General features: G+C 67.0%; 19 protein-coding genes and 1 tRNA gene. 14 read left to right on the top strand and 6 right to left on the bottom strand.

Features of this window, described 5'->3' with window-relative positions; translation table 11 throughout:
* Positions 1–17: 17 nt before the first annotated feature.
* The 8 genes from FA740_RS14895 (at position 18) to metK (ending at position 8,173) form a co-directional block, all read left to right on the top strand.
* On the top strand, positions 18–563 hold the full coding sequence (locus tag FA740_RS14895) for a DUF1285 domain-containing protein (RefSeq protein WP_136857563.1): 546 nt from the start codon (positions 18–20) through the stop codon (positions 561–563).
* On the top strand, positions 563–1,342 hold the full coding sequence (locus FA740_RS14890) for a hydroxypyruvate isomerase family protein (RefSeq protein ID WP_136857562.1): 780 nt from the start codon (positions 563–565) through the stop codon (positions 1,340–1,342). The genes FA740_RS14895 and FA740_RS14890 overlap by 1 nt, the downstream gene beginning before the upstream one ends.
* Positions 1,343–1,374: 32 nt before the next feature.
* Positions 1,375–1,539, top strand: coding sequence for a hypothetical protein (locus FA740_RS19760; RefSeq protein ID WP_169306319.1), 165 nt, complete (start codon positions 1,375–1,377; stop codon positions 1,537–1,539).
* Between the two features lie 10 nt (positions 1,540–1,549).
* A complete protein-coding gene (locus FA740_RS14885; protein WP_246053663.1) occupies positions 1,550–2,671 on the top strand; it encodes a hypothetical protein in 1,122 nt (373 codons plus the stop codon).
* A 132-nt stretch (positions 2,672–2,803) separates the two neighbouring features.
* Positions 2,804–4,624: a translational GTPase TypA gene (gene typA / locus FA740_RS14880; RefSeq protein WP_136857561.1), complete on the top strand. Its 1,821-nt coding sequence runs from the start codon at positions 2,804–2,806 to the stop codon at positions 4,622–4,624.
* A gap of 249 nt (positions 4,625–4,873) precedes the next feature.
* Positions 4,874–5,512: a TetR-like C-terminal domain-containing protein gene (locus FA740_RS14875; protein ID WP_136857560.1), complete on the top strand. Its 639-nt coding sequence runs from the start codon at positions 4,874–4,876 to the stop codon at positions 5,510–5,512.
* A 92-nt stretch (positions 5,513–5,604) separates the two neighbouring features.
* Positions 5,605–6,990: an adenosylhomocysteinase gene (gene ahcY, locus FA740_RS14870; protein ID WP_136857559.1), complete on the top strand. Its 1,386-nt coding sequence runs from the start codon at positions 5,605–5,607 to the stop codon at positions 6,988–6,990.
* Between the two features lie 4 nt (positions 6,991–6,994).
* Positions 6,995–8,173, top strand: coding sequence for a methionine adenosyltransferase (gene metK / locus FA740_RS14865; protein ID WP_136857558.1), 1,179 nt, complete (start codon positions 6,995–6,997; stop codon positions 8,171–8,173).
* Positions 8,174–8,207: 34 nt separating this feature from the next.
* Here metK and FA740_RS14860 read toward each other — a convergent pair whose 3' ends face one another.
* On the bottom strand, positions 8,208–8,669 hold the full coding sequence (locus tag FA740_RS14860; protein ID WP_136857557.1) for a type II toxin-antitoxin system RatA family toxin: 462 nt from the start codon (positions 8,667–8,669) through the stop codon (positions 8,208–8,210).
* A 70-nt stretch (positions 8,670–8,739) separates the two neighbouring features.
* Between FA740_RS14860 and FA740_RS14855 the strand changes: the two genes are divergently transcribed.
* Positions 8,740–8,919, top strand: a complete 180-nt coding sequence (locus FA740_RS14855) for a hypothetical protein (protein ID WP_136857556.1) — start codon at positions 8,740–8,742, stop codon at positions 8,917–8,919.
* A 136-nt stretch (positions 8,920–9,055) separates the two neighbouring features.
* Here the strand turns inward: FA740_RS14855 and ypfJ are convergent, their stop codons facing one another.
* Positions 9,056–9,877, bottom strand: a complete 822-nt coding sequence (gene ypfJ / locus FA740_RS14850; RefSeq protein ID WP_136857555.1) for a KPN_02809 family neutral zinc metallopeptidase — start codon at positions 9,875–9,877, stop codon at positions 9,056–9,058.
* Between the two features lie 144 nt (positions 9,878–10,021).
* Between ypfJ and FA740_RS14845 the strand changes: the two genes are divergently transcribed.
* From FA740_RS14845 to FA740_RS14830, 4 genes are all read left to right on the top strand, one after another.
* Positions 10,022–10,600: a YqaA family protein gene (locus FA740_RS14845; protein WP_136857554.1), complete on the top strand. Its 579-nt coding sequence runs from the start codon at positions 10,022–10,024 to the stop codon at positions 10,598–10,600.
* Positions 10,597–11,064, top strand: a complete 468-nt coding sequence (locus FA740_RS14840; protein ID WP_136857553.1) for a disulfide bond formation protein B — start codon at positions 10,597–10,599, stop codon at positions 11,062–11,064. Before FA740_RS14845 ends, FA740_RS14840 begins: the two co-directional genes overlap by 4 nt.
* 103 nt (positions 11,065–11,167) lie before the next feature.
* On the top strand, positions 11,168–13,936 hold the full coding sequence (gene gyrA, locus FA740_RS14835; RefSeq protein WP_409781893.1) for a DNA gyrase subunit A: 2,769 nt from the start codon (positions 11,168–11,170) through the stop codon (positions 13,934–13,936).
* A 57-nt stretch (positions 13,937–13,993) separates the two neighbouring features.
* A complete protein-coding gene (locus FA740_RS14830) occupies positions 13,994–15,085 on the top strand; it encodes an AI-2E family transporter (protein ID WP_136857552.1) in 1,092 nt (363 codons plus the stop codon).
* A 25-nt stretch (positions 15,086–15,110) separates the two neighbouring features.
* On the opposite strand, the gene FA740_RS14825 is transcribed toward FA740_RS14830, so the two are convergent.
* Genes FA740_RS14825 through FA740_RS14810 form a run of 4 tightly spaced genes read right to left on the bottom strand, consistent with a single transcriptional unit; the run spans position 15,111 to position 20,620 of the window.
* Positions 15,111–17,582 (bottom strand): DUF3772 domain-containing protein, encoded by a 2,472-nt coding sequence (locus FA740_RS14825; RefSeq protein ID WP_136857551.1) that lies wholly within the window; start codon positions 17,580–17,582, stop codon positions 15,111–15,113.
* A gap of 8 nt (positions 17,583–17,590) precedes the next feature.
* A complete protein-coding gene (locus FA740_RS14820) occupies positions 17,591–18,622 on the bottom strand; it encodes a cysteine synthase A (RefSeq protein WP_136857550.1) in 1,032 nt (343 codons plus the stop codon).
* Between the two features lie 43 nt (positions 18,623–18,665).
* On the bottom strand, positions 18,666–19,757 hold the full coding sequence (locus FA740_RS14815) for an NUDIX domain-containing protein (RefSeq protein WP_136857549.1): 1,092 nt from the start codon (positions 19,755–19,757) through the stop codon (positions 18,666–18,668).
* The gene (locus tag FA740_RS14810) at positions 19,754–20,620 is read right to left on the bottom strand and encodes a hypothetical protein (RefSeq protein WP_136857548.1); all 867 of its coding nucleotides are present in this window, start codon (positions 20,618–20,620) and stop codon (positions 19,754–19,756) included. The genes FA740_RS14815 and FA740_RS14810 overlap by 4 nt, the downstream gene beginning before the upstream one ends.
* Positions 20,621–20,729: 109 nt before the next feature.
* Between FA740_RS14810 and FA740_RS14805 the strand changes: the two genes are divergently transcribed.
* Positions 20,730–20,819, top strand: a tRNA-Ser gene (locus FA740_RS14805).
* Positions 20,820–21,039 lie beyond the last annotated feature (220 nt).

Below are 21,039 nucleotides of genomic sequence, written 5' to 3'. Positions count from 1 at the left end.
AGAGGCGACCAGATCGAATGGCGGAAAACGGTGACAAAAGCGTGAGCCCCGAAGGTCTGGCCCAGGCCGCGGCCAGTGCCGCCAAGGGCGGACCGGCCCCGGTCCACCTGTGGAACCCGCCCTATTGCGGAGAGATGGACCTGGTGATCCGCGCCGACGGGACCTGGGTCCATGACGGCACGCCCATCGGGCGCCCGGCGATGGTCCGCCTGTTCGCGGGCATCCTGAAACGCGAGGGGGATCGGTTCTTCCTGGTCTCTCCGGTGGAAAAGATCGGCATCCGGGTCGAGGACGCGCCCTTTCTGGCGACCGATGCCGATATCGCGCCCGATGCCATCACGTTCACCACGACGGTCGGCGACCGGGTGACGGCGGGGCCGGATCATGCGATCACGGTGCGCGGCACGGTCGATGCGCCGCGCCCCTATGTCCACATCCGCCGGGGCCTGGAGGCGCTGATCGACCGCAAGACGTTCTACCGGCTGGCCGCGGCCGCTGAAATCGGGCCGGATGGCCGGGCGGGCATCCGTTCGGGCGGGCAGGTCTTTGCGCTGGAGCCGTGATGCCGCGATTTGCCGCCAACCTGACGACGCTTTTCACCGAGATGCCGATGCTGGACCGCTTTGCCGCCGCTGCCGAGGCGGGCTTCGAGGGGGTCGAGATCCTGTTTCCCTATGACATCGCCGCCCCCGAGCTGTATCGCGCCTCGGTCGCGTCGGGGATGGAGATCGTGCTGATCAACGCGCCGCCGCCGAATTGGGCGGGGGGCCCGCGCGGTTTCGCCGCCGTGCCGGGCCTGGAGGAGCGCTTTCGCCGCGATTTCGAACGCAGTCTGCGTGTGGCGCAGGTGCTGCGCGCGCGCCACATCCACATCATGGCCGGACGCGCCGAGGGCGCCGAGGCGCATGCGACCTTTGTCGCGAACCTGGCCTGGGCCACCGAACGCGCGCCCCATGCCAGCCTGACGATCGAGCCGATCAACCGCACCGACGTGCCGGGCTATTTCCTGGCCGATTACGACCTGGCCATCGACATCATCGACCGTATCGCCGCGCCCAATCTGGGGTTGCAACTGGACACCTATCACGCGCAGGCGATCACCGGCGACATGCTGGCCTGCTGGCGCAAAGTGGCGCCGCTGGTGCGCCACATCCAGATCGCGGGCAGCCCCGGTCGGCACGAGCCCGACCACGGCGATCTGGACCACCCGGCCTTGTTCGAGGCGCTGGACGACTGGGGCTATCGCGGCTGGGTTTCGGCTGAATATGCACCGGCCCGCACGACGCAGGGCGGCCTTGGCTGGCTGGCCCGCGCGCGGGCGACCGCCACCCGTCCCGCCTGAACGGCCCGAAATTTTCCAGCCGCCAAGGGAACTTGGGCGCGCATTGGCCCGTTTGCTGGCAGATGCGTCACCTCGCCGCGACAAACGCGGTGACGGACGTCCAAAGCAAAGGGAAAATTGCCATGAACTCGATCATCTACATTGTCGGCCTGATCGTCGTCGTCCTGTTCGTCCTGTCGTTCCTCGGCCTGCGCTGAGCTTACGGTGATGAACGAACCCCTCGAAACAGCCGGTTCCGCCCCGCGCGGGCATGTGGACTGGGCCTCGATCCTGGCCGGAGCCGCGATTGCGGCGGGCGCCTCGGTCGTGTTCACCGGCTTTACCGCAGCCATCGGGCTGGGGTCGGTTTCGGCGGAACCCGGTCAGGGTCTGGGCACATTCGCCCTGATCCTGGTCGGGTTGTTCGCCTTTGTGTCGATGGTCGCGGTCTATGGTCTGGGCGGGTATGTGGCGGGACGCATGCGTCGTCGCGGCATGGCCACCGAGGACGAGACCGAGGCCCGTGACGGCGTCCATGGCCTGACTGTCTGGGCCATCGGCATGATCCTGACCGGCATCCTGGCGGCAGGCGCGCTGTCCACCGGCGTGCGTGCGGCGGGCAACGCGGCCAGCACTGCGGTCGAGGCGACCGGCGCGGCTGTCGGCGGCGCCCTGCAGGGTACCGGCCAGCTGGCCGGCGGCATCGTCGGCGGCGCAGGTCAGCTGGCGGGCGGCGCGATCAGCGGCGTGGGCCAACTGGCCGGCGGTGCGATCACCGGCGCGGGAGAGGCTGCGGGCGGCGACATGGGCGGCAATCCGCTGGACTATGTCACCGACCGTCTGCTGCGCAGCGACGCTGCGGCCCCGCAGCAATTCTCGGACGAGGCGATCCGCAGCGAGGTCTTGGGCATCCTGGGCACCGTGCTGCGCACCGGCGAGGTCCCCGAGGATGACCTGGACTATCTGCGCGCCGCACTGGCTGCGCGGACGGAGTTGACCCCGGCCCAGATCGACACCCGTGTCGAGCAGGCCGTGACCCAGGCCCAGGAGCTGCGCGCCGAGGCCGAGGCCCGTCTGGAAGAGGCCCGTGCCCAGGCCGATGAGGCCCTGGCCACCGCCGAACAGCGCGCCCAGGAGCTGCAGGCCGAGGCCGAGCTGCGCCTGCAGGAGGCGCAAGACGCCGCCATCGAGGCCGCGGAATCGGCCCGTCGCGCCGCCGTCTGGTCGGCCCTGTTCCTGGCGGTGTCGTCGCTGGTGGCCGGTGTGGCCGCTTGGCTGGGCGCCATCCGGGGCGGCACCGACCGCGACGCAGGTCGCGTCTGGACCGGTCTGACCCGTCGCCGCGCCTGACCCGCGCGACGTGACGGAACCATGACAGCGGGGGCCCCCGGCAGCGATGCCGGGGGCCCTTCGCAATTGCGGGCTGGCTTTCTTGGGCCTGATCGGCTAGGGCAACCGCGAAACCTAAAGATTAAGGCCGTCATGGATATCCGCAATATCGCCATCATCGCCCACGTCGACCACGGCAAGACCACCCTGGTGGATCAGCTGCTGCGTCAGTCGGGGTCGTTCCGCGACAATCAGGCCGTCGCCGAACGGGCGATGGACAGCAACGACATCGAACGCGAACGGGGCATCACCATTCTGGCGAAAGCCACCTCGGTCGAGTGGAAGGGCACGCGCATCAACATCGTCGACACGCCCGGTCACGCCGATTTCGGCGGCGAGGTCGAGCGCATCCTGTCGATGGTCGACGGCGTCTGCCTGCTGGTCGACGCGGCCGAAGGCCCGATGCCGCAGACCAAGTTCGTCACCTCCAAGGCGCTGGCCCTGGGCCTGCGCCCCATCGTCGTGCTGAACAAGGTCGACAAGCCCGCCGCCGAACCCGACGAGACGCTGAACGACGTGTTCGACCTGTTCGCCAACCTGGGCGCCAGCGACGAGCAGCTGGACTTTCCGCATGTCTATGCCTCGGGCATCGGCGGATGGGCCGACGCGACGCTGGATGGCGAGCGCAAGAACATGGACGCGCTGTTCGACCTGATCCTCAAGCACGTCCAGCCGCCCAAGCAGATCAACCGCAACAACGAGCCGTTCCAGATGCTGGCGACCACCCTGGGCGCCGACGCGTTCCTGGGCCGCCTGCTGACCGGTCGCGTCGAGGCCGGCACCGCCCGCGCCGGCGACACGCTCAAGGCGATGACCCGCGACGGCGAGCGGATCGAACAGTTCCGCATCAGCAAGATCATGGCCTTCCGGGGCCTGACCCAGACCCCGATCGAGATGGCCGAGGCCGGCGACATCGTGACCATCGCGGGCATGGCCAAGGCCACCGTGGCCGACACGCTGTGCCATCCGGAAGTGATGGAGGCCCTGCCCTCGCAGCCGATCGATCCGCCGACCATCAGCGTGACCTTTGGCATCAATGACAGCCCGCTGGCAGGTCAGGAAGGCAAGAAGGTCCAGTCGCGCGTGATCCGCGAGCGTCTGATGAAGGAAGCCGAGATCAACGTCGCGATCAAGGTCGAGGACACGCCGGGCGGCGACGCCTTTGTCGTGTCGGGACGCGGCGAATTGCAGATGGGCGTTCTGATCGAGAACATGCGCCGCGAGGGCTTCGAGCTGTCGATCAGCCGTCCGCGCGTGATCTACAAGGAAGAGGACGGCCAGCGCCTGGAGCCGATCGAAGAGGTCATCATCGACGTCGACGACGAATATACCGGCGTGGTCATCGAAAAGCTGACCGGAGAGCGCAAGGGCGAGTTGGTCGACATGCGCCCCGCCGGTGTCGGCAAGACGCGGATCCTGGCCCATGTGCCGTCGCGCGGCCTGATCGGCTATCAGGGCGAGTTCATGACCGACACGCGCGGCAACGGCGTGCTGAACCGCATCTTCCACGGCTGGGCGCCGCACAAGGGCGCCATCCAGGGCCGCCGCCAGGGCGTCCTGATCAGCATGGAGAACGGCGTGTCCGTGTCCTATGCCCTGTGGAAGCTGGAGGATCGCGGCAAGTTCTTCATCGGCGCGCAGGAGCAGCTGTACCAGGGCATGATCATCGGCGAGCACAGCCGGGACAACGACCTGGAGGTGAACCCGCTCAAGGGCAAGCAGCTGACCAACGTCCGCGCCTCGGGCACGGACGAGGCCGTCCGCCTGACGCCCCCCGTCCGCCAGTCGCTGGAAGAGGCCATCGCCTATATCAACGACGACGAACTGGTCGAGGTCACGCCCAAGAACATCCGTCTGCGCAAGCGTCACCTGGACCCGCACGAGCGCAAGCGCGCCTCCCGCGCCGAAGCCTGAGGCCGAATCGCCATGACTGAAGGTCCGTCCACCCTTTTCGGGGTGGGCGGACCTGTCTTTTTTGGCATGTCGCCTAAGCGACATTTCGTGGTATCGTAATCAAACGGACCAGTTCGATAAACTTGTACCGGAATATTCCGAAGAACTTATTGATACAGCTGCGTTATCCGGGCCAGATCAGGCCATAGGCGTTTTTCATCGTAATCTTTTTCGTTCTGCCTCCTCCGCAACGGATCGGATAGCACTGCCATGAAACACCTGCGCCCCTCCACCGACCACCGCGGCCTGAACGAACGGGCTATCAGCGCCGCGATGCAACTGCTGGAGGACAGCGACCCCTGCCCGCCCACCGTCGACCAGATCGCCGTGATGCTGGACGAGCCCGTGGGCCGGTTGCGGACCCTGTTCCCCGATGACCGCAGCGTGCTGATCGCCAGCCTGGAACAGGCCATGATCCTGCTGATCGACACCTGCACCCGCGCAGTGGTCAAGGTCGATCCCGACGACCCGGTGGCGCAGTTCGGCAGCCTGGGCGACGCCTATCTGGACTGGGCCCACAGCAATCCCGACCAGTTCCGCCTGATGATGGATTGTCGTCTGGTGGATGCGCTGACGGTGCCGATCCTGCGCCGCTATACCGAGTCCCTGTCGGAGCTGATGGTGCGGATGCTGACCCGCGCCCGTGATGCGGGACGCCTTCACCCACGCGAGGACATCGCCATGCTGGTCCTGTCGTCGCGCTGCTATGCCAACGGGGTGGCGCGCATGATGGTCGATGGGCGGCTGCAGGAATGGGCGCCCGGCGGAGACCCGCTGACCGTGGCCAAGAGCCTGACCCGCGATTTCATCCGCCGCATGGCCCGCAGCGCCCAGCCAGAGGCGGCCTGATACTGCGGAGGATGTGACGGATTAGCCTCTTTCGGACCGCAGGGGCATGCGGTATCCCGGTTGCAACCCGTGAATGATCCGAAAGAGCAGCCGTGACCGATTACATCATCAAGGACATCGCCTTGGCCGAGTATGGCCGCAAGGAACTGGACATCGCCGAAACTGAGATGCCTGGCCTGATGGCGCTGCGTGCCGAATACGGCGCGGCCAAACCGCTGGCCGGCGCCCGCATCGTCGGCAGCCTGCACATGACCATCCAGACCGCCGTCTTGATCGAGACGCTGGTCGATTTGGGCGCGGATGTCCGGTGGGCCTCGTGCAACATCTATTCGACCCAGGACCACGCCGCCGCCGCCATCGCCAAGGCGGGCGTTCCCGTCTTTGCGATCAAGGGCCAGAGCCTGGAAGAGCATTGGGATTACCTGGACCGGTCCTTCCAGTTCCCCGAGGGTCCGAACCTGATCCTGGATGATGGCGGCGACGCGACGCTGTACGTCCTGCTGGGCGCCCGTGCCGAGGCGGGCGAGGATGTCATCGCCGTCCCGCAATCGGATGAGGAAACCGTCATCAAGGCGCAGATCCGCAAGCGGATGGAGCAGTCGCCCGGCTGGTTCACCAGGATGCGCGACCAGATCGTCGGCGTGTCCGAGGAGACGACCACCGGCGTGCATCGCCTGTATGATCTGATGAAGAACGGCCAGCTGCCCTTCCCCGCGATCAACGTCAACGACAGCGTGACCAAGTCGAAATTCGACAACAAGTACGGCTGCAAGGAATCGCTGGTCGACGGCATCCGCCGCGCCACCGACGTGATGATGGCCGGCAAGGTCGCCGTCGTCTGCGGCTATGGCGATGTGGGCAAGGGTTCTGCCGCGTCGCTGCAGGGCGCCGGCGCCCGCGTCAAGGTGACCGAGGTCGATCCGATCTGCGCGCTGCAGGCCGCGATGGACGGGTTCGAGGTCGTGACGCTGGAGGATGTGGCCGACAGCGCCGACATCTTCATCACCACCACCGGCAACCGCGACGTGATCCGGCTGGAGCATATGCGCGCCATGAAGGACATGGCCATCGTCGGCAATATCGGCCATTTCGACAACGAGATTCAGGTGGCGTCGCTGCGCAACCACAAATGGACCAACATCAAGGACCAGGTGGACATGATCGAGATGCCCTCGGGCAACCGGATCATCCTGCTGAGCCAGGGCCGCCTGCTGAACCTGGGGAACGCCACGGGGCATCCGTCCTTCGTGATGTCGGCCAGCTTCACCAACCAGGTTCTTGCCCAGATCGAGCTGTGGACCAAGGCCGACGAGTACAAGCCCGGCGTCTATATCCTGCCCAAGCATCTGGACGAGAAGGTCGCGCGCCTGCATCTGGAGAAGGTCGGCGCCAAGCTGTCCAGCCTGTCGCCGGAACAGGCGGCCTATATCGGCGTTACGCCCGAAGGCCCCTTCAAATCAGATCATTACCGGTATTGAACGCATGACCGAATACACGACCTTCACCTCGGAATCCGTGTCCGAGGGCCATCCCGACAAGATCGCCGACCAGATCAGCGACGCGATCCTGGACGCCATCCTGGCCGAGGACCCGCGCGCCCGCGTCGCCTGCGAGACGATGGTCAAGACCGGCGTGGCAATCATCTCGGGCGAGATCACGACCAGCGCATGGGTGGATCTGGAATCCATCGTGCGCGGCGTGATCACCGATATCGGATACAACTCCTCCGATGTCGGGTTCGACGGGGCGACCTGTTCGGTGATCAACATCATCGGCAAGCAGTCCCCCGAGATCAATCAGGGCGTTGACCGCGCAAGCCTCGAAGAGCAGGGGGCCGGTGATCAGGGCCTGATGTTCGGCTATGCCTCGGACGAGACCGACGTGCTGATGCCCGCGCCCATCACCTATGCGCATCGCCTGGTCGAGCGTCAGTCCAAGGTCCGCCGCGACGGCACGCTGTCCTGGCTGCGCCCGGATGCCAAGTCGCAACTGACCATGCGCTATGGCGCGGATGGCCGTCCCGAGGCGATCGATGCGGTCGTGCTGTCCACCCAGCACAACCCCGAGATCGCCCTGTCGGACCTGCGCGAAGCAGTGATCGAGGAGATCATCAAGCCGGTCCTGCCCGCCGAATGGCTGTCCGCGGACACCAAGTTCTTCATCAACCCGACGGGCAAGTTCGTCATCGGCGGCCCCGTCGGCGATTGCGGCCTGACCGGGCGCAAGATCATCGTCGACAGCTATGGCGGCATGGCGCGTCACGGCGGCGGCGCGTTTTCGGGCAAGGACCCGTCCAAGGTGGACCGTTCGGCCGCCTATGCGGGCCGTTGGGTCGCCAAGAACATCGTGGCGGCGGGTCTGGCGAAACGCTGCGAGATCCAGGTCAGCTATGCCATCGGCGTGGCCGAGCCGACCTCGATCAGCCTGAACTGCTTTGGGACGGAGACGGTGCCGGTGGACCGCATCGTGGCCGCGGTGCGTGCGGTGTTCGACCTGCGCCCCTTCGCGATCATCCGCGAGCTGGACCTGCTGCACCCGATCTATCGGCCGACCGCCAGCTATGGCCATTTCGGCCGTGAGCCCTATGCCCTGGCCGGGGCGACGGCCTTCAGCTGGGAGCGCACCGACCGGGCCGAGGCGCTGAAGGCCGCGCTGACGTAACAGAAAGGCCGCCCCTCGGGGCGGCCATTTTCGTTCAGCCGTAAAGCTTTCTGGCCCGATCCTCGAAGGCGCGGACAATGCGCGACATGGCCTCGTGGAACACGACGCCGATCAGCCGCTGCAGGATCGCGTTCTTGAACTCGAAATCGACAAAGAACTCGACCGTGCAGCCGCCTTCGGGACGGTCGGTGAAGGACCAGCCGCTGCGCATGTACTTGAACGGGCCGTCCAGATATTCCGTGTCGATCTTCCAGACGCCGTCCTCACCGGCAGGCCACAGCACGACCCGGCTGCCAAAGCGTTCGCGGAACACCTTGAAGCTGATCACCAGATCGGCGGCGATCTCCTCCGACCCGTCGGCCCGCGTCTCGCGCGCGCGGATGCGGGCGGCGCTGTTCCACGGCAGAAACTGCGGATAGCTTTCGACATCGGCCACCAGATCGTACATCTGGCGGGCCGAGTAAGGCAGGGTGCGGCTGTCGCGGTGGTTCGGCACGGGATCGCTCTTGTGGTTCGTCGCGGCATCTGGTTCGATTCGCGACAGGATTTAACAGGCGGAGCCCGCTATGAACATGATCTGGCTGCTGCGTGCGGCGAAATGGGCGCGCCGGCCGCCCAGTGCCAGCACGGTCAAGCTGGTCCTTGGCATCATCGCCGCCGGGCTGGCCCTGGTCGCGCTGGAAAAGCTGGGGCTGTGGCCGGATTGGGCCACGCTGGACCCGCGCCCACCCCGTGTCCCGCGCTAGTCCTTGTGGACGGTGACCGGCACGGGACGCGCCTTGGGGGCGCCCAGCTTGAGGGTGATGACAAAGGCTGTCAGCAGGCCAGCAAAGGTCAGGATCAGGGTCATGGTATCCTCCGGTCTTGTCGGTCAGGATCTAATCACAGATCGCGTGAACCGAACGTGTCACATTGCCTCATGTCGCCCGACTCAAAGCCGCGCATCAGCCATTCCTGGCGCTGCGCCGCCGATCCGTGGGTAAAGCTGTCGGGCATTGGCGTGCGTCCGGCGCTTTCTTGGATCACGTCATCACCCACCGCCTCGGCGGCGCGCAGCGCCTCGTCCATGTCGCCAACGTCCAGCGTGCCGAAACGTTCCTGCGCGTGACGCGCCCAGATCCCGGCATAGCAGTCGGCCTGCAGCTCGGTCGCGACCGACAGGCGGTTGGCCTCGGTCTCGGACAGTCCCCGCTGCTGCGCGGCGCCAAGCGTGCCGGTCAGGTTCTGGACATGGTGGCCGACCTCATGCGCGATGACATAGGCTGCGGCAAAATCGCCCCCTGCCCCCATCCGGTCGGCCATCATGTCAAAGAAATCGGTGTCCAGATACACGCGCTGATCGCCGGGGCAATAGAACGGCCCCATCGCGGAGGACGCCCCGCCGCAGGCCGATTGCACCACGCCGCGGAACAGGACCAACGTCGGGTCCTGATAGGCGATGCCCGCCTGGTCGCGCAGGACCGGCTGCCAGATCTCCTCGGTATCGGCCAGCACGACGCTGACGAATTCGCCCCAGTCCTCGTCGCGCTGCGACAGTTCGCCGGATCCCCCGCCCTGGTTCTGCACGATCGGGCTGACGTCGATGCCGAAGAAATAGCCGACGGCCAGCACAACCAGCGTTCCCGCGATGCCCAATCCCCCTGCCGTGCCCATGCCGCGCCGGTCCTGTACGTTCCGGCTGCCCCGTCTTCCGCGCCATTGCATGACATGTCCTCGCCTGCTGTCGCGCCGAACGCGCGGCATGCGGCGCGGTTCCCGGGCCTATCACAGGGGCGCGACGGGCCTGCAAGCCGCTTGACGCGGGCGGTCAGGAGAGGGATGGACGGACAAAAGCGTGAAGGGATGGCGATGCTGCGCAGATTGTACGATTGGACGATGGGGCTGGCGGCGCATCGCCATGCAGAGCCGTCCCTGTTCGCGGTCAGCTTTATCGAAAGCTCGGTCTTTCCGATCCCGCCGGATGTCATGATGATCCCGATGATCCTGGCGCGGCGGGCGCGGGCCTGGGCGATTGCCGCCATCGCGACCGCGGGTTCGGTCCTGGGCGCGCTGCTGGGCTATTGGATCGGCGCGGTGCTGATGGGCTCGGTCGGCCAATGGGTGCTGACCGCCTATGGCAAGCAGGGCGCGTTCGACGACCTGGCACTGCGCTTTGCGGAATACGGGGGCTGGGCGGTGCTGATCGCGGCGCTGACGCCGTTTCCGTTCAAGGTCATCACCATCTTTTCCGGGGCGGTGGGCCTGTCGCTGCCGCTGTTCATCGTGACCGCGATCATCGGGCGTGCGGCGCGGTTTTTTGTCGTGGCGGCGCTGCTGTGGCGGTTCGGCCCGCCGATCCGTGATTTCATCGAGCGTCGGCTTGGGCTGGTCTTCGTGCTGTTCATGGCGGCACTGATCGGCGGCTTTGCCGCAGTGAGGTACCTGTGACCGGCAGACAGATCTGTTATCTGGCGGGGGCCGGGTCGGCCTTTCTGCTGATCGCGGCGCTTGGCTTTCAGGCCGCGGGCTATGCGCCGTGCGAGCTGTGCATCCTGCAGCGCTGGCCCCATGTCGCGGCGGTGGTCGTCGCGGCGCTGGTCTGGCTGACCGGCCGGGTCCGGGCGCTGGCCGTGCTGGGCATGATCGCCGCAGGGGCCGCGATGGGCTTTGCGCTGTATCATGTCGGCGTCGAGATGACCTGGTGGGCGGGGCCCGCGCATTGTTCGGGCGGGGTCGGCGATCTGACGCGCCTGTCCACGGCCGAGCTGATGACCCGCCTGCAATCGGCCCCGGTCGTGCGCTGCGACGAGATCGCCTGGAGCTTTCTGGGCCTGTCGATGGCCGCCTGGAACGCCCTTCTGTCGGCGGGTCTGGCGGGGCTTTGGGCAATCGGGGCGCGGCGCGGCGCCTGAGGGCGCCAGGGGGCATGTTTTCCTGACCCGGACTGCGGGGCGCGATTGCCCCCCGCAGCGGCCTCGGCTATACCGAACCCCAACTAGATGTTGAGGAATACCCGTGGCCGACACCCCAGAAGACGATCTGCCCGAAACCCCCGAAGAGGCCGTCGAACCCCGCGTCGTGATGCATCACGACGGCCCGGTGATCGATATCTCGACCGAGATGCGGACCTCGTATCTGGACTATGCGATGTCGGTGATCGTCAGCCGCGCGATCCCCGATCTGCGCGACGGGCTGAAGCCGGTTCACCGCCGCATCCTCTATGCGATGGACGAATCCGGCAATACCGCCGACAAATCCTATCGCAAATCGGCTCGCTCGGTCGGCGACGTGATGGGCAAGTATCACCCCCACGGCGACAGCGCGATCTATGACGCGCTGGTGCGGATGGCGCAGACGTTCTCCATGTCGCTCCCTTTGCTGGACGGCCAGGGCAACTTCGGCTCGATGGACGGCGATCCGGCGGCCGCGATGCGCTATACCGAAGTGCGCATGGACAAGGCCGCCAACTATCTGCTGATGGACATCGACAAGGACACCGTCGATTTCCAGGACAACTATGACGGCAAGGATCGCGAACCGACCGTCCTGCCGGCCCGTTTCCCTAACATGCTGGTCAACGGCGCGGGCGGCATCGCCGTCGGCATGGCCACGAACATTCCGCCCCACAACCTGGGTGAGGTGATCGACGCCACGCTGGAGCTGATCGCCGACCCCGACCTGCCGACCGAGCGTCTGCTGGAGATCATTCCCGGCCCCGACTTTCCGACCGGCGCGACCATCCTGGGCCGGTCCGGGGCGCGTAAGGCCTATCTGGAGGGGCGCGGCAGCGTCATCATCCGCGCCAAGACCCATATCGAGGAACCGCGCAAGGACCGCTTTGCCATCGTCATAGACGAGATTCCCTATCAGGTGAACAAGTCCACCCTGATCGAGCGCATCGCCGAACTGGCCAAGGAAAAGAAGGTCGAGGGCATCGCCACCGTCCAGGACGAATCCGACCGCCAAGGCGTGCGCGTCGTGGTCGAGCTGAAGCGTGACGCGACCCCCGACGTGGTGCTGAACCAGCTGTTCCGGTTCACGCAGCTGCAGACGACATTCGGATGCAACATGCTGGCGCTGAACGGCGGCAAGCCTGAACAGCTGGCGCTGCGCGATTTCCTGACCTACTTCATCAGCTTCCGCGAGGAGGTCGTCGCCCGCCGCACCGCGTTCGAGCTGCGCAAGGCGCGCGAGCGCAGCCACGTGCTGTGCGGTCTGGCCGTCGCGGTCAGCAATGTCGACGAGGTCGTGGCCACCATCCGCAGCAGCGCCGACGCCGCCGAGGCCCGGACCCGTCTGATGGAGCGTCGCTGGCCCGCCCATGATATCGTCGAATATCTGCGCCTGATCGACGATCCGCTGCACCCGGTGAACGAGGACGGCACCTACAACCTGTCCGAGGTCCAGGCCCGCGCCATCCTGGAGCTGCGCCTGCAGCGCCTGACCCAGCTGGGCGTCAAGGAGGTCACCGACGAGCTGCAGGTGCTGGCCGACAGCATCCGCGACTATCTGGCGATCCTGGCCTCGCGTGAGCGGATCATGCAGATCATCGCGGACGAGCTGCGCGAGGTCCGCGACCTGTTCGCCGTCCCGCGCCGCACCGAGATCGTCGACTGGTCCGGCGACATGATGGACGAGGACCTGATCGAGCGCGAGGACATGGTCGTCACCATCACCTCGGGCGGGTACATCAAGCGGACCGCGCTGGCCGAGTTCCGCGCGCAGCGGCGCGGCGGCAAGGGCCTGTCCAGCATGGCCACCAAGGAAGACGACGTGGTCACCACGCTGTTCGTCGCCAACACGCATACCGAGCTGCTGTTCTTCACGACCGACGGCATGGTCTATCGTCTCAAGACCTGGCGCCTGCCGCTGGCGGGCCGGACCTCGCGCGGCAAGGCGATGGTCAACATCCTGCCGATCGAGCCGGGCGTCAGCATCGCGGCCCTGCTGCCGATGGACGCGCCCGAGACGGAATGGGAGAGCTATCAGGTCATCTTCGCCACCGATGAGGGCGATGTGCGCCGCAACGCGCTGTCGGATTTCACCAATGTCCGCGCCAACGGCAAGATCGCCATGAAGATGCCCGACGGCGTCAGCCTGATCGGTGTGCGCCTGGCGACGGAGCAGGACGACGTGATGCTGGTCACCGCCCAAGGCCGCGCGATCCGCTTTCCGACGACTGCGGTGCGGGTCTTCAAGGGCCGCGATTCGACCGGGGTGCGCGGCATTCGTCTGGCCGAGGGCGACACGGTCGTCAGCATGTCCGTCATCCGCCATTTCGAGGCCGATCCGTCCGAACGCGTCGCCTATCTCAAGATGCGCCGCGCGGTGGCCGGCGCGCTGGATGACGGGGCCGAGGCCGACGAGGATGACGACACCCCCGAGGGCACCGTTACCCAGGAACGCTATATCGAGATGTCGGCGGCCGAGGATCTGATCCTGACCATCACCGCCAAGGGCGCGGGCAAGATCAGCAGCAGCCACGACTATCCGGTGCGCGGACGCGGGGGTCAGGGCGTGATGGCGATGGACCGCGCGATGCGCGGCGGCGCGCTGGTCGCCAGCTTCCCGGTCGACAGCTTTGACCAGATCATGCTGGCGACCTCGACCGGGCAGTCGATCCGCGTGCCGGTCGAGGGGATCAGCTTCCGCTCGCGCAGCGCGGGGGGCGTCAAGGTGTTCAACACCGCCCCCGGAGAGGTCGTGGTGTCGGTCGCCCGCATCGCCGAACAGGGCGAGGCCGAAGACATCGACCCCGACGCCCCCGATGGCGGACAGGACTGATAACAGGCGACCCGATCCCGCACAGGTGGGGTCGGGTTTTTTCGACGCGCGGGGGTGATGGTGGATCAATCGAACGAAACGGTGCTGCGCGAACGGCTTCAGACGGGGTTTCTGGGCGTGATCGCCTTTTCGCTGCTGATGTTCATGCTGGTGCAGGCCAAGTTCATCCTGATTTCGCTTGCCATCGCGATCATCCTGTTCTCGCTGACCTCGGACGCGATCCACGCGATCTCGACCCGGCTCAGGGTGCCGAACTGGCTGGCGACGACACTGGCGCTGATCGGCATCGCCCTGGGGCTTTTGTGGATCTCGACCACCATCGTGGCGCAGGTAAACGAGATCGTGTTCCTGGCCATCACCTATGCCGAACGGGCGCAGGCCGCCCTGCCCGCCCTGACCGAACGCCTTGGTCCCGAGGCGCAGGAGCGGATCATCACTGCGCTGACCAATTTCAACATCACCGGCTGGATCCGGTCGCTGGCGGGCCAGGCCTCCGGCATCCTGTCGGGCAGCGTGCTGGTGATCCTGTTCGTGGGCTTCATGTTCGCCGAGCAGGTCTGGTTCCCGGTCAAGATCGAGCGTCTGGCCGACGACCCCGAACAGGCACGCCAGATCCGCCAGATCATCGCGTCGATCATGCACCGGGTGAACCGGTATCTGGTGGTCAAGACCGGCGTCAGCGCAGTCACCGCCGCCATCGTCTGGGGCATCTTCACCGTGATGGAGCTGGAGCTAGCGACGGCGATGGCGCTCCTGACCTTCATCCTGAACTTCATTCCGTCGGTCGGGTCGATCGTGGCGACGATCATCGCGGCGCTGCTGGCCTTCGTGCTGTCGGGCGACACGACCGTCACGCTGATCGTGGGCCTGTTGTGCAGCAGCACCCAGTTCCTGATCGGCAACGTGATTGACCCGATGCTGCTGGGTCAGACGCTGCGCCTGTCCAGCTTTGGCATCATCCTGTCGCTGGCCTTCTGGGGGGCGATCTGGGGCGTGCCGGGAATGTTCCTGGCGGTGCCGATCATGGTGGCGCTGATGATCATCTGCGCCCATATTCCCTGGCTGCGGGGCGTCGCGGTGATGCTGTCGCGCGAAGGGCTGCCCGATGACGGCGCAGGCGACAGCGCGCAGGACCGCGCTGCCGCCTGAACCCGCGCCCTGAACCCGGAGGCCGTCAGCGCCCGTCAGGGCCCCCATCATCGGGCATGCCCTCGGCGTCTGCGATATCGTCACGGATCAGCATCGGGTCGGGCTGGTTCAGCGCGGCCGGGGCGGGTGCAGCCGCCGGTGTTGCGGGCTCGATCCGCGGGGCGTGACCGGGCAGCGCCTCGGGGTTGCGCAGCCAGATGTCGCGTTGGGCGAAGGGGATCTCGATCCCTTCTTCGGCAAAGCGCGCAACGACGCTGTGCAGCAGGTCGGAGGTCACGCCCAGACCCGTCCCCACATCCGCCAGGATCGCCCGGATCTCGAAGTTCAGCGAATCCGCGCCCAGGCCCCGGAACAGGATTGCCGGGGCCGGGTCGATGGCGACCAGCGGGTGATCCTCGGTGATCTCGCGAAGGATACGCTCGACCTGGCGGGTGTCGCTGCGATAGCCGACACCGATCGGGATGATGATCCGCCCGATCTTGTTGTGGCGCGTCCAGTTGGTGACCGGCTGGCTGATGAAGTCGCTGTTGGGGACGATCACCTCGGTCTTGTCGAAGGTCTCGACCATGGTCGAGCGGACCGAGATCTTCTTGACGATGCCCTGCTGACCGCCTGCGCTGACCCAATCGCCCACGCTGACGGGACGTTCGATCAGCAGGATGATGCCGCTGACAAAGTTCGACACGATGTTCTGCAGGCCGAAGCCGATGCCGACCGACAGCGCACCCGCGACGATGGCAAAGGACGACAGGTCAATCCCGGCCGAGGTGATCGCCATCAGCGCGGCCAGAAAGATCCCGACATAGCCCAGGCCCGCCACCAGCGCGTTCTGACCGCCCGCATCCAGGCGCGTCTTGGGCAGGATCGAGTTGCGCAGCATCCCCTGCACCCCGCGCGTCAGGGCATAGCCCACGGCGAAGATGATCAGGAAGGTCAGGATCGCGCCCGGCGACAGGGTCACGCCGCCCAGGCTGAACCCCTGGCGAAAGCGGATCCAATATTCCGACAGCTCTTGTGGGGTGGCGCCCCAGATGACCAGGAACAGCGGCACCGAGGCCAGCACCAAGGCGAACCCGGACAGCAGCGGCGCCAGCCCCTCGCGCGCGCCCTCGGCCCCGCGCTGCAGCATGTTGAACAGATCGGCCACGAAATCCTGCAGCAGGATCAGCAGACCGACCAATGCCAGCGAAAACAGCCAGGGCCAGACCATCAGGTTGCCCATGTTGATATAGCCCGCCGCCGTCACGACCACCGCGATAGGCGCCAGAATGCGCGTCAGCTGCCCGGCCCAGGCCACGATCCAGTGGCGATAGGACAGATCCTGGGTCACGGCCTCGCGCGTCAGGCGGCGCAGGATGTTGCCAAGCCGGAACATCGCCAGCGCGGCCAGCACGATCAGCGCCAGATGCCAGACCCCGGCTGCGGCTTCGGAGAACTGCACGGGGACGCGCCCGACCTGCGCCTCGCCCTGCTCATAAAGGCCCGACAGCGGCAGCACCGCCCGCGACAGGATGTGATGGATCGCCATCAGCAGCGCCAGAAGCGTCACGACCCGGCCTGCGGAGACGCGCGCCCCCTCGCTCATCTGCAGGGAGGTATAGGCGATGGCGGTGCGCGGAAACAGCGCGCGCGCCATCCAGATGCCGCCGAACAGGATCACCGCCGCAACCGGCAGCGCGTTCAGGATCGGCGTGGTCCAGGGACCGGGCAGGCCCGTGGCCTGGATCGCGCTGATGCCCAGATAGACGCCCGCCATGGGAATGGCGATCTGGCCCAGAGAGACGACAAAGGCCAGCACGGCCCGCGAATGTTCCGTGGCGCGCGATGACAGACGCGACGGCAGCGCCACGATCCAGGCCCGTCCCCAGGTCAGGATCACCAGCGCCGCGATCAGATAGGCCGCCACCTGCGGCAGGCGGGGGCGCAGATCGGCCCAGGCCTGAGGCGTGGCATCGCGGCCCGTCACCTCTGCGCCGATGCCCTGCGCCAGGGCCAGGCCGTCACCGGCCGCGGCCCCCCAGGATTGCGGCAGCAGGGGTGAGGCCGTCTGCTTGGACAGCTCCAGCGCCTGGCGTTGGCGGGCGATCTCGTCGATCTGGCTGATGATGGAATTGGCGCGGCTGGTCGCCTCGGTCGCGGCCAGGCGGGGGGCCTGCGCGGTCGACAGCTGGCGGTTCAGCTCAGCCCGGCGGTTGGCCAGCTCCTCATCCTCGGTCTCGCCCTCTGCGGGGGCGGGGCCAAGCGCGTCGATCTGATTGCGCAGGGTGGCGATGCGGTCGCCGTTGACGGTCTGCCCGGCCTGCAACTGGTCGCGCCAGTCGATGATCCGGGTTCGGGTGCGGGCCAGTTCCTCGTTCGTGGCCTGGGGGTTTGCGGTCAGCGCCTCGGCGCGTTCGGCGACCTGCTCCCAGATCTGGTAATTCGGGCTCTGGGCGAAAGCGGGCGCCGCCGTCAGGGTCAGCAGCGCCACAAGCAATGGTGCAATCAGATGTCGCATGAAACCTTTCAGTCTTCGTAGACCTGCGGAAGATCGGGCGTGGGGCGGGTCAGCCAGTCGGGCACCGGCAACCCCTTGGCCCGCAGGAAGTCGGGGTTGAACAGCTTTGTCTGATAGCGGGTTCCGTAATCGCACAGGATGGTGACGATGGTATGGCCCGACCCCATTTCGCGCGCCATGCGGATGGCGCCCGCGATGTTGATGCCGGACGATCCGCCCAGGCACAGCCCCTCGTCCTTCAGCAGGTCAAAGACGATGGGCAGCGCCTCGGCATCAGAGATGCGCCAGCTGTGATCGGGGGTGAATCCCTCCAGGTTCGCGGTGATGCGCCCCTGCCCGATGCCTTCGGTGATGGAACTGCCGGGGCTGTCGAATTCGCCGGTGGTGTAAAAAGAATGCAGCGCGGCGCCCTCGGGGTCGGCCAAGCCGATCCTGACGCCCTTGTGCTGCAGCGCGTCGGCCACGCCCGCCAGCGTGCCCCCCGACCCCACCGCGCAGATGAAGCCGTCGACCTTGCCGCCGGTCTGTTCCCAGATCTCGGGGCCGGTCGTCTCGACATGCGCGCGGCGGTTGGCGACGTTGTCGAACTGGTTGGCCCAGATCGCGCCATTGGGTTCGGTCCGGGCCAGCGCCTCGGCCAGGCGGCCGGAATAACGGACATAGTTGTTGGGGTTGCGATAGGGCGCGGCGGGCACCTCGACCAGTGTCGCACCGGCCAGGCGCAGCATGTCCTTTTTCTCCTGGCTCTGGGTCTCGGGGATCACGATCACCGACTTGAAGCCCATGGACGCGCCCACCAGCGCCAGACCGATGCCGGTATTGCCGGCCGTGCCCTCGACGATGGTGCCACCGGGGCGCAGGGCGCCGCGCGCCACCGCGTCCTTGATGATGTACAGCGCCGCGCGGTCCTTGACGGACTGGCCGGGGTTCATGAACTCGGCCTTGCCCAGGATCTCGCAGCCGGTCTCCTCGCTGGCGCGCTTGAGGCGGATCAGCGGGGTGTTGCCGATCGCGTCGGCCAGATCAGAACAGATTCGCATGGCGATCGACCTTCTTTCCGGATGGGTTCAACGTTCCGTTTACCTATACGCCCCCGGCTTGGAGGGGCAACCCCAGCTGCCCCCGCAGCCGGTCCACCCGCGCGTCCAGCCACAGCGACAGCGTGGCAAGCGGCCCGTTGCTGATCTGGCCCGCGTCCACCAACTGGGACAGCCGCGCGCGGTCCATCAGGTGGCCGCGGATATCCTCGGCCTCGCCGTCCAGGCCGTGGATGCCCGCGGACCCGTCCGGCAGATCGGCGATGCCCACGTATTGATACAGGAACTCGCAGACCGCGCCGGGGCTGGGATAGGCGTGAAAGGCCGGGAACAGCCGCGTGACCGTGATGTCGGCCTCCTCCTGCGCCTCGCGCAGGATCGCGGCCTCGGGGGTCTCTCCGGCGTCGATGCGACCGGCGACCGGCTCCAGCAGCCAGGGCTGCGGATCGCCGCGCAGCGCCGGGGCAAAGCGGAACTGTTCGATGACCAGAACCCGGTCGCGCACCGGGTCCCAAGGCAGCAGAACCGCCGCATCGCCCATCAGGAACGCCTCGCGGGTCATGCTTGCGGTCTGGCCGCCCAGATGCAGCTCATGGGTCAGATCGCGCCGCTCGACGCCGAAATAGCCGGTAAAGGGCTGGCTGCGCGCCAGGGTGCGGATGGCCTGCGCCGGGCGGAGGGGCACGACCCCCTGCCCCGACGGCGCCATGGCCTGCGCCCGGATGCGGCTGGAGGCCCAGATGCCCGTCATGGGCAGCCGCCAGGCCAGCAGCGCCGGGTCGACATCGGGGCCAGCCGCAAGGATCTGGCGCGCGATCTCGGCGGCCAGCGCGACGTGGTCGGGCGGCGCCGCGCCGTCCTGCCCGGTGCCCTCCGCGGCGACGCCCAGAACCGCCTGCCCGTGCCAATCCCGCGCGGTCAGCCCCATCACCGCCGCATAGCGGGCCAGCGCATCATTCATCGTCACCGCGACCCCCGTGACCGCGCCCGCGGAGGCGACCAGCGCGGGCCAGCCGTCGCGCGTGATGCCGGCGCCTGTCCCGCCCCGCAGCGCGCCGCCGATCGTCACCGGCGTCCCGTCCAGCGACAGCACCTCCAGCATCGGCGGCTGTGCCAGCACGCCCAGCAGCACGATCACAATTGCTGCCCCTGCCCGCGCAGGGCCGCCGCGACCCCCATGTCATACGAGGTCTGGGCAAAGACCCGGTCGAACCCCGCGAACAACAGCTGCGACAGCGCCTGCCCCTCGGGTGAGGCGACATGGCGCGCATAGTCCGACAGCGCCGCATCCTCCAGCGGGCCATAGGCCAGCATCAGGAACCCCTGCAGCCAGGCAGTCGCCTCGGCCTCGATCTGATCGCGCTGCGCCCAGGCATCGCTCATCATCTGGCGGTCATCGGGGGGCATGTCAAAGCCGCCCGCCGCCGCATAGCCGCGCGAAAAGGCGATGGCAGCATTCAGCCCGCCCGCCACGTTGGGCGCGACCATGTCGGCCTCGTCGATCATCCGCGCGATCGCCTCGGCGCGCGGCTGATCCGCCGCGTAGCCTTGGGCAAAGGCCGCGCGGGCCTGATCCTCGACCCCGTCCTCCTGCAGCGCGCGGCGGGCCGATATCTCCAGCCCAACCACCCGCCGCCCCACACCCGAAGCGTGAAAGGCCAGCCCCCGGTCGATGGTCGCAGGTTCGGCCCGCGCCATGGCCTCGCCAAGCCCCTCCCGGAACAGCGCCTCCATGCGGTCGGGCTGGTGGATGCGTTCGACGACGCGCGCCCAAGGCAGCCCGCCCCCCGCGATCAGCCCCTCGGCCTCCATCCGCGCGGCCTCGCTGACCGCCTCCTGCTGCAGAAGCGGCATGAGATCGGCCAGCTGCAGCACCTCCCACAGCCGATCCGCACGGTCGGGCACGGGCGCGACCATCTGGACAGGCGTCGCAGGAGCCTGCGCGGGCAGCGGCGTCGGGGGCATGGCGCAGGCGGCCATCAGGCCCAGAATGGTCAGCATGTCCCGTCCCTCTCATGGAAAATTCGTCGGCTTCCGATTTTTTCGTTGAAACCCCCTTGCGCTTCAACCCCTGCCCCTCTAATTCCGCGACACCACACCAGAAAAGCGCGGAGAGGTGCCGGAGTGGTCGAACGGGGCGGTCTCGAAAACCGTTGAGCCTGCAAGGGTTCCGTGGGTTCGAATCCCACCCTCTCCGCCACGCATCCTTGTATGGCGCTGATTTCATTTATCTTTCCTTGAGAGCAGTATTTTATCCCCCCTTGCGTCCCCCCAGACTGATTTGGAAGATGCGGGGCGTTGTTGCAGAAAGGCGGCCTGATGCGTGACTGCCCCTTCCCCCTTCATCGTCAGGCCACGCGGACGATCTCGGCGGTGCCGAGGGCGTTGAAGCGGTTCATGAGCGCGACGCGGATATGGAT

The sequence above is a fragment of the Paracoccus hibiscisoli genome, from assembly GCF_005048265.1.
GTDB lineage: Bacteria > Pseudomonadota > Alphaproteobacteria > Rhodobacterales > Rhodobacteraceae > Paracoccus > Paracoccus hibiscisoli.
Note: the sequence above shows the minus strand (reverse complement) of the source record. Positions and strands in the feature narration are given on the sequence as shown.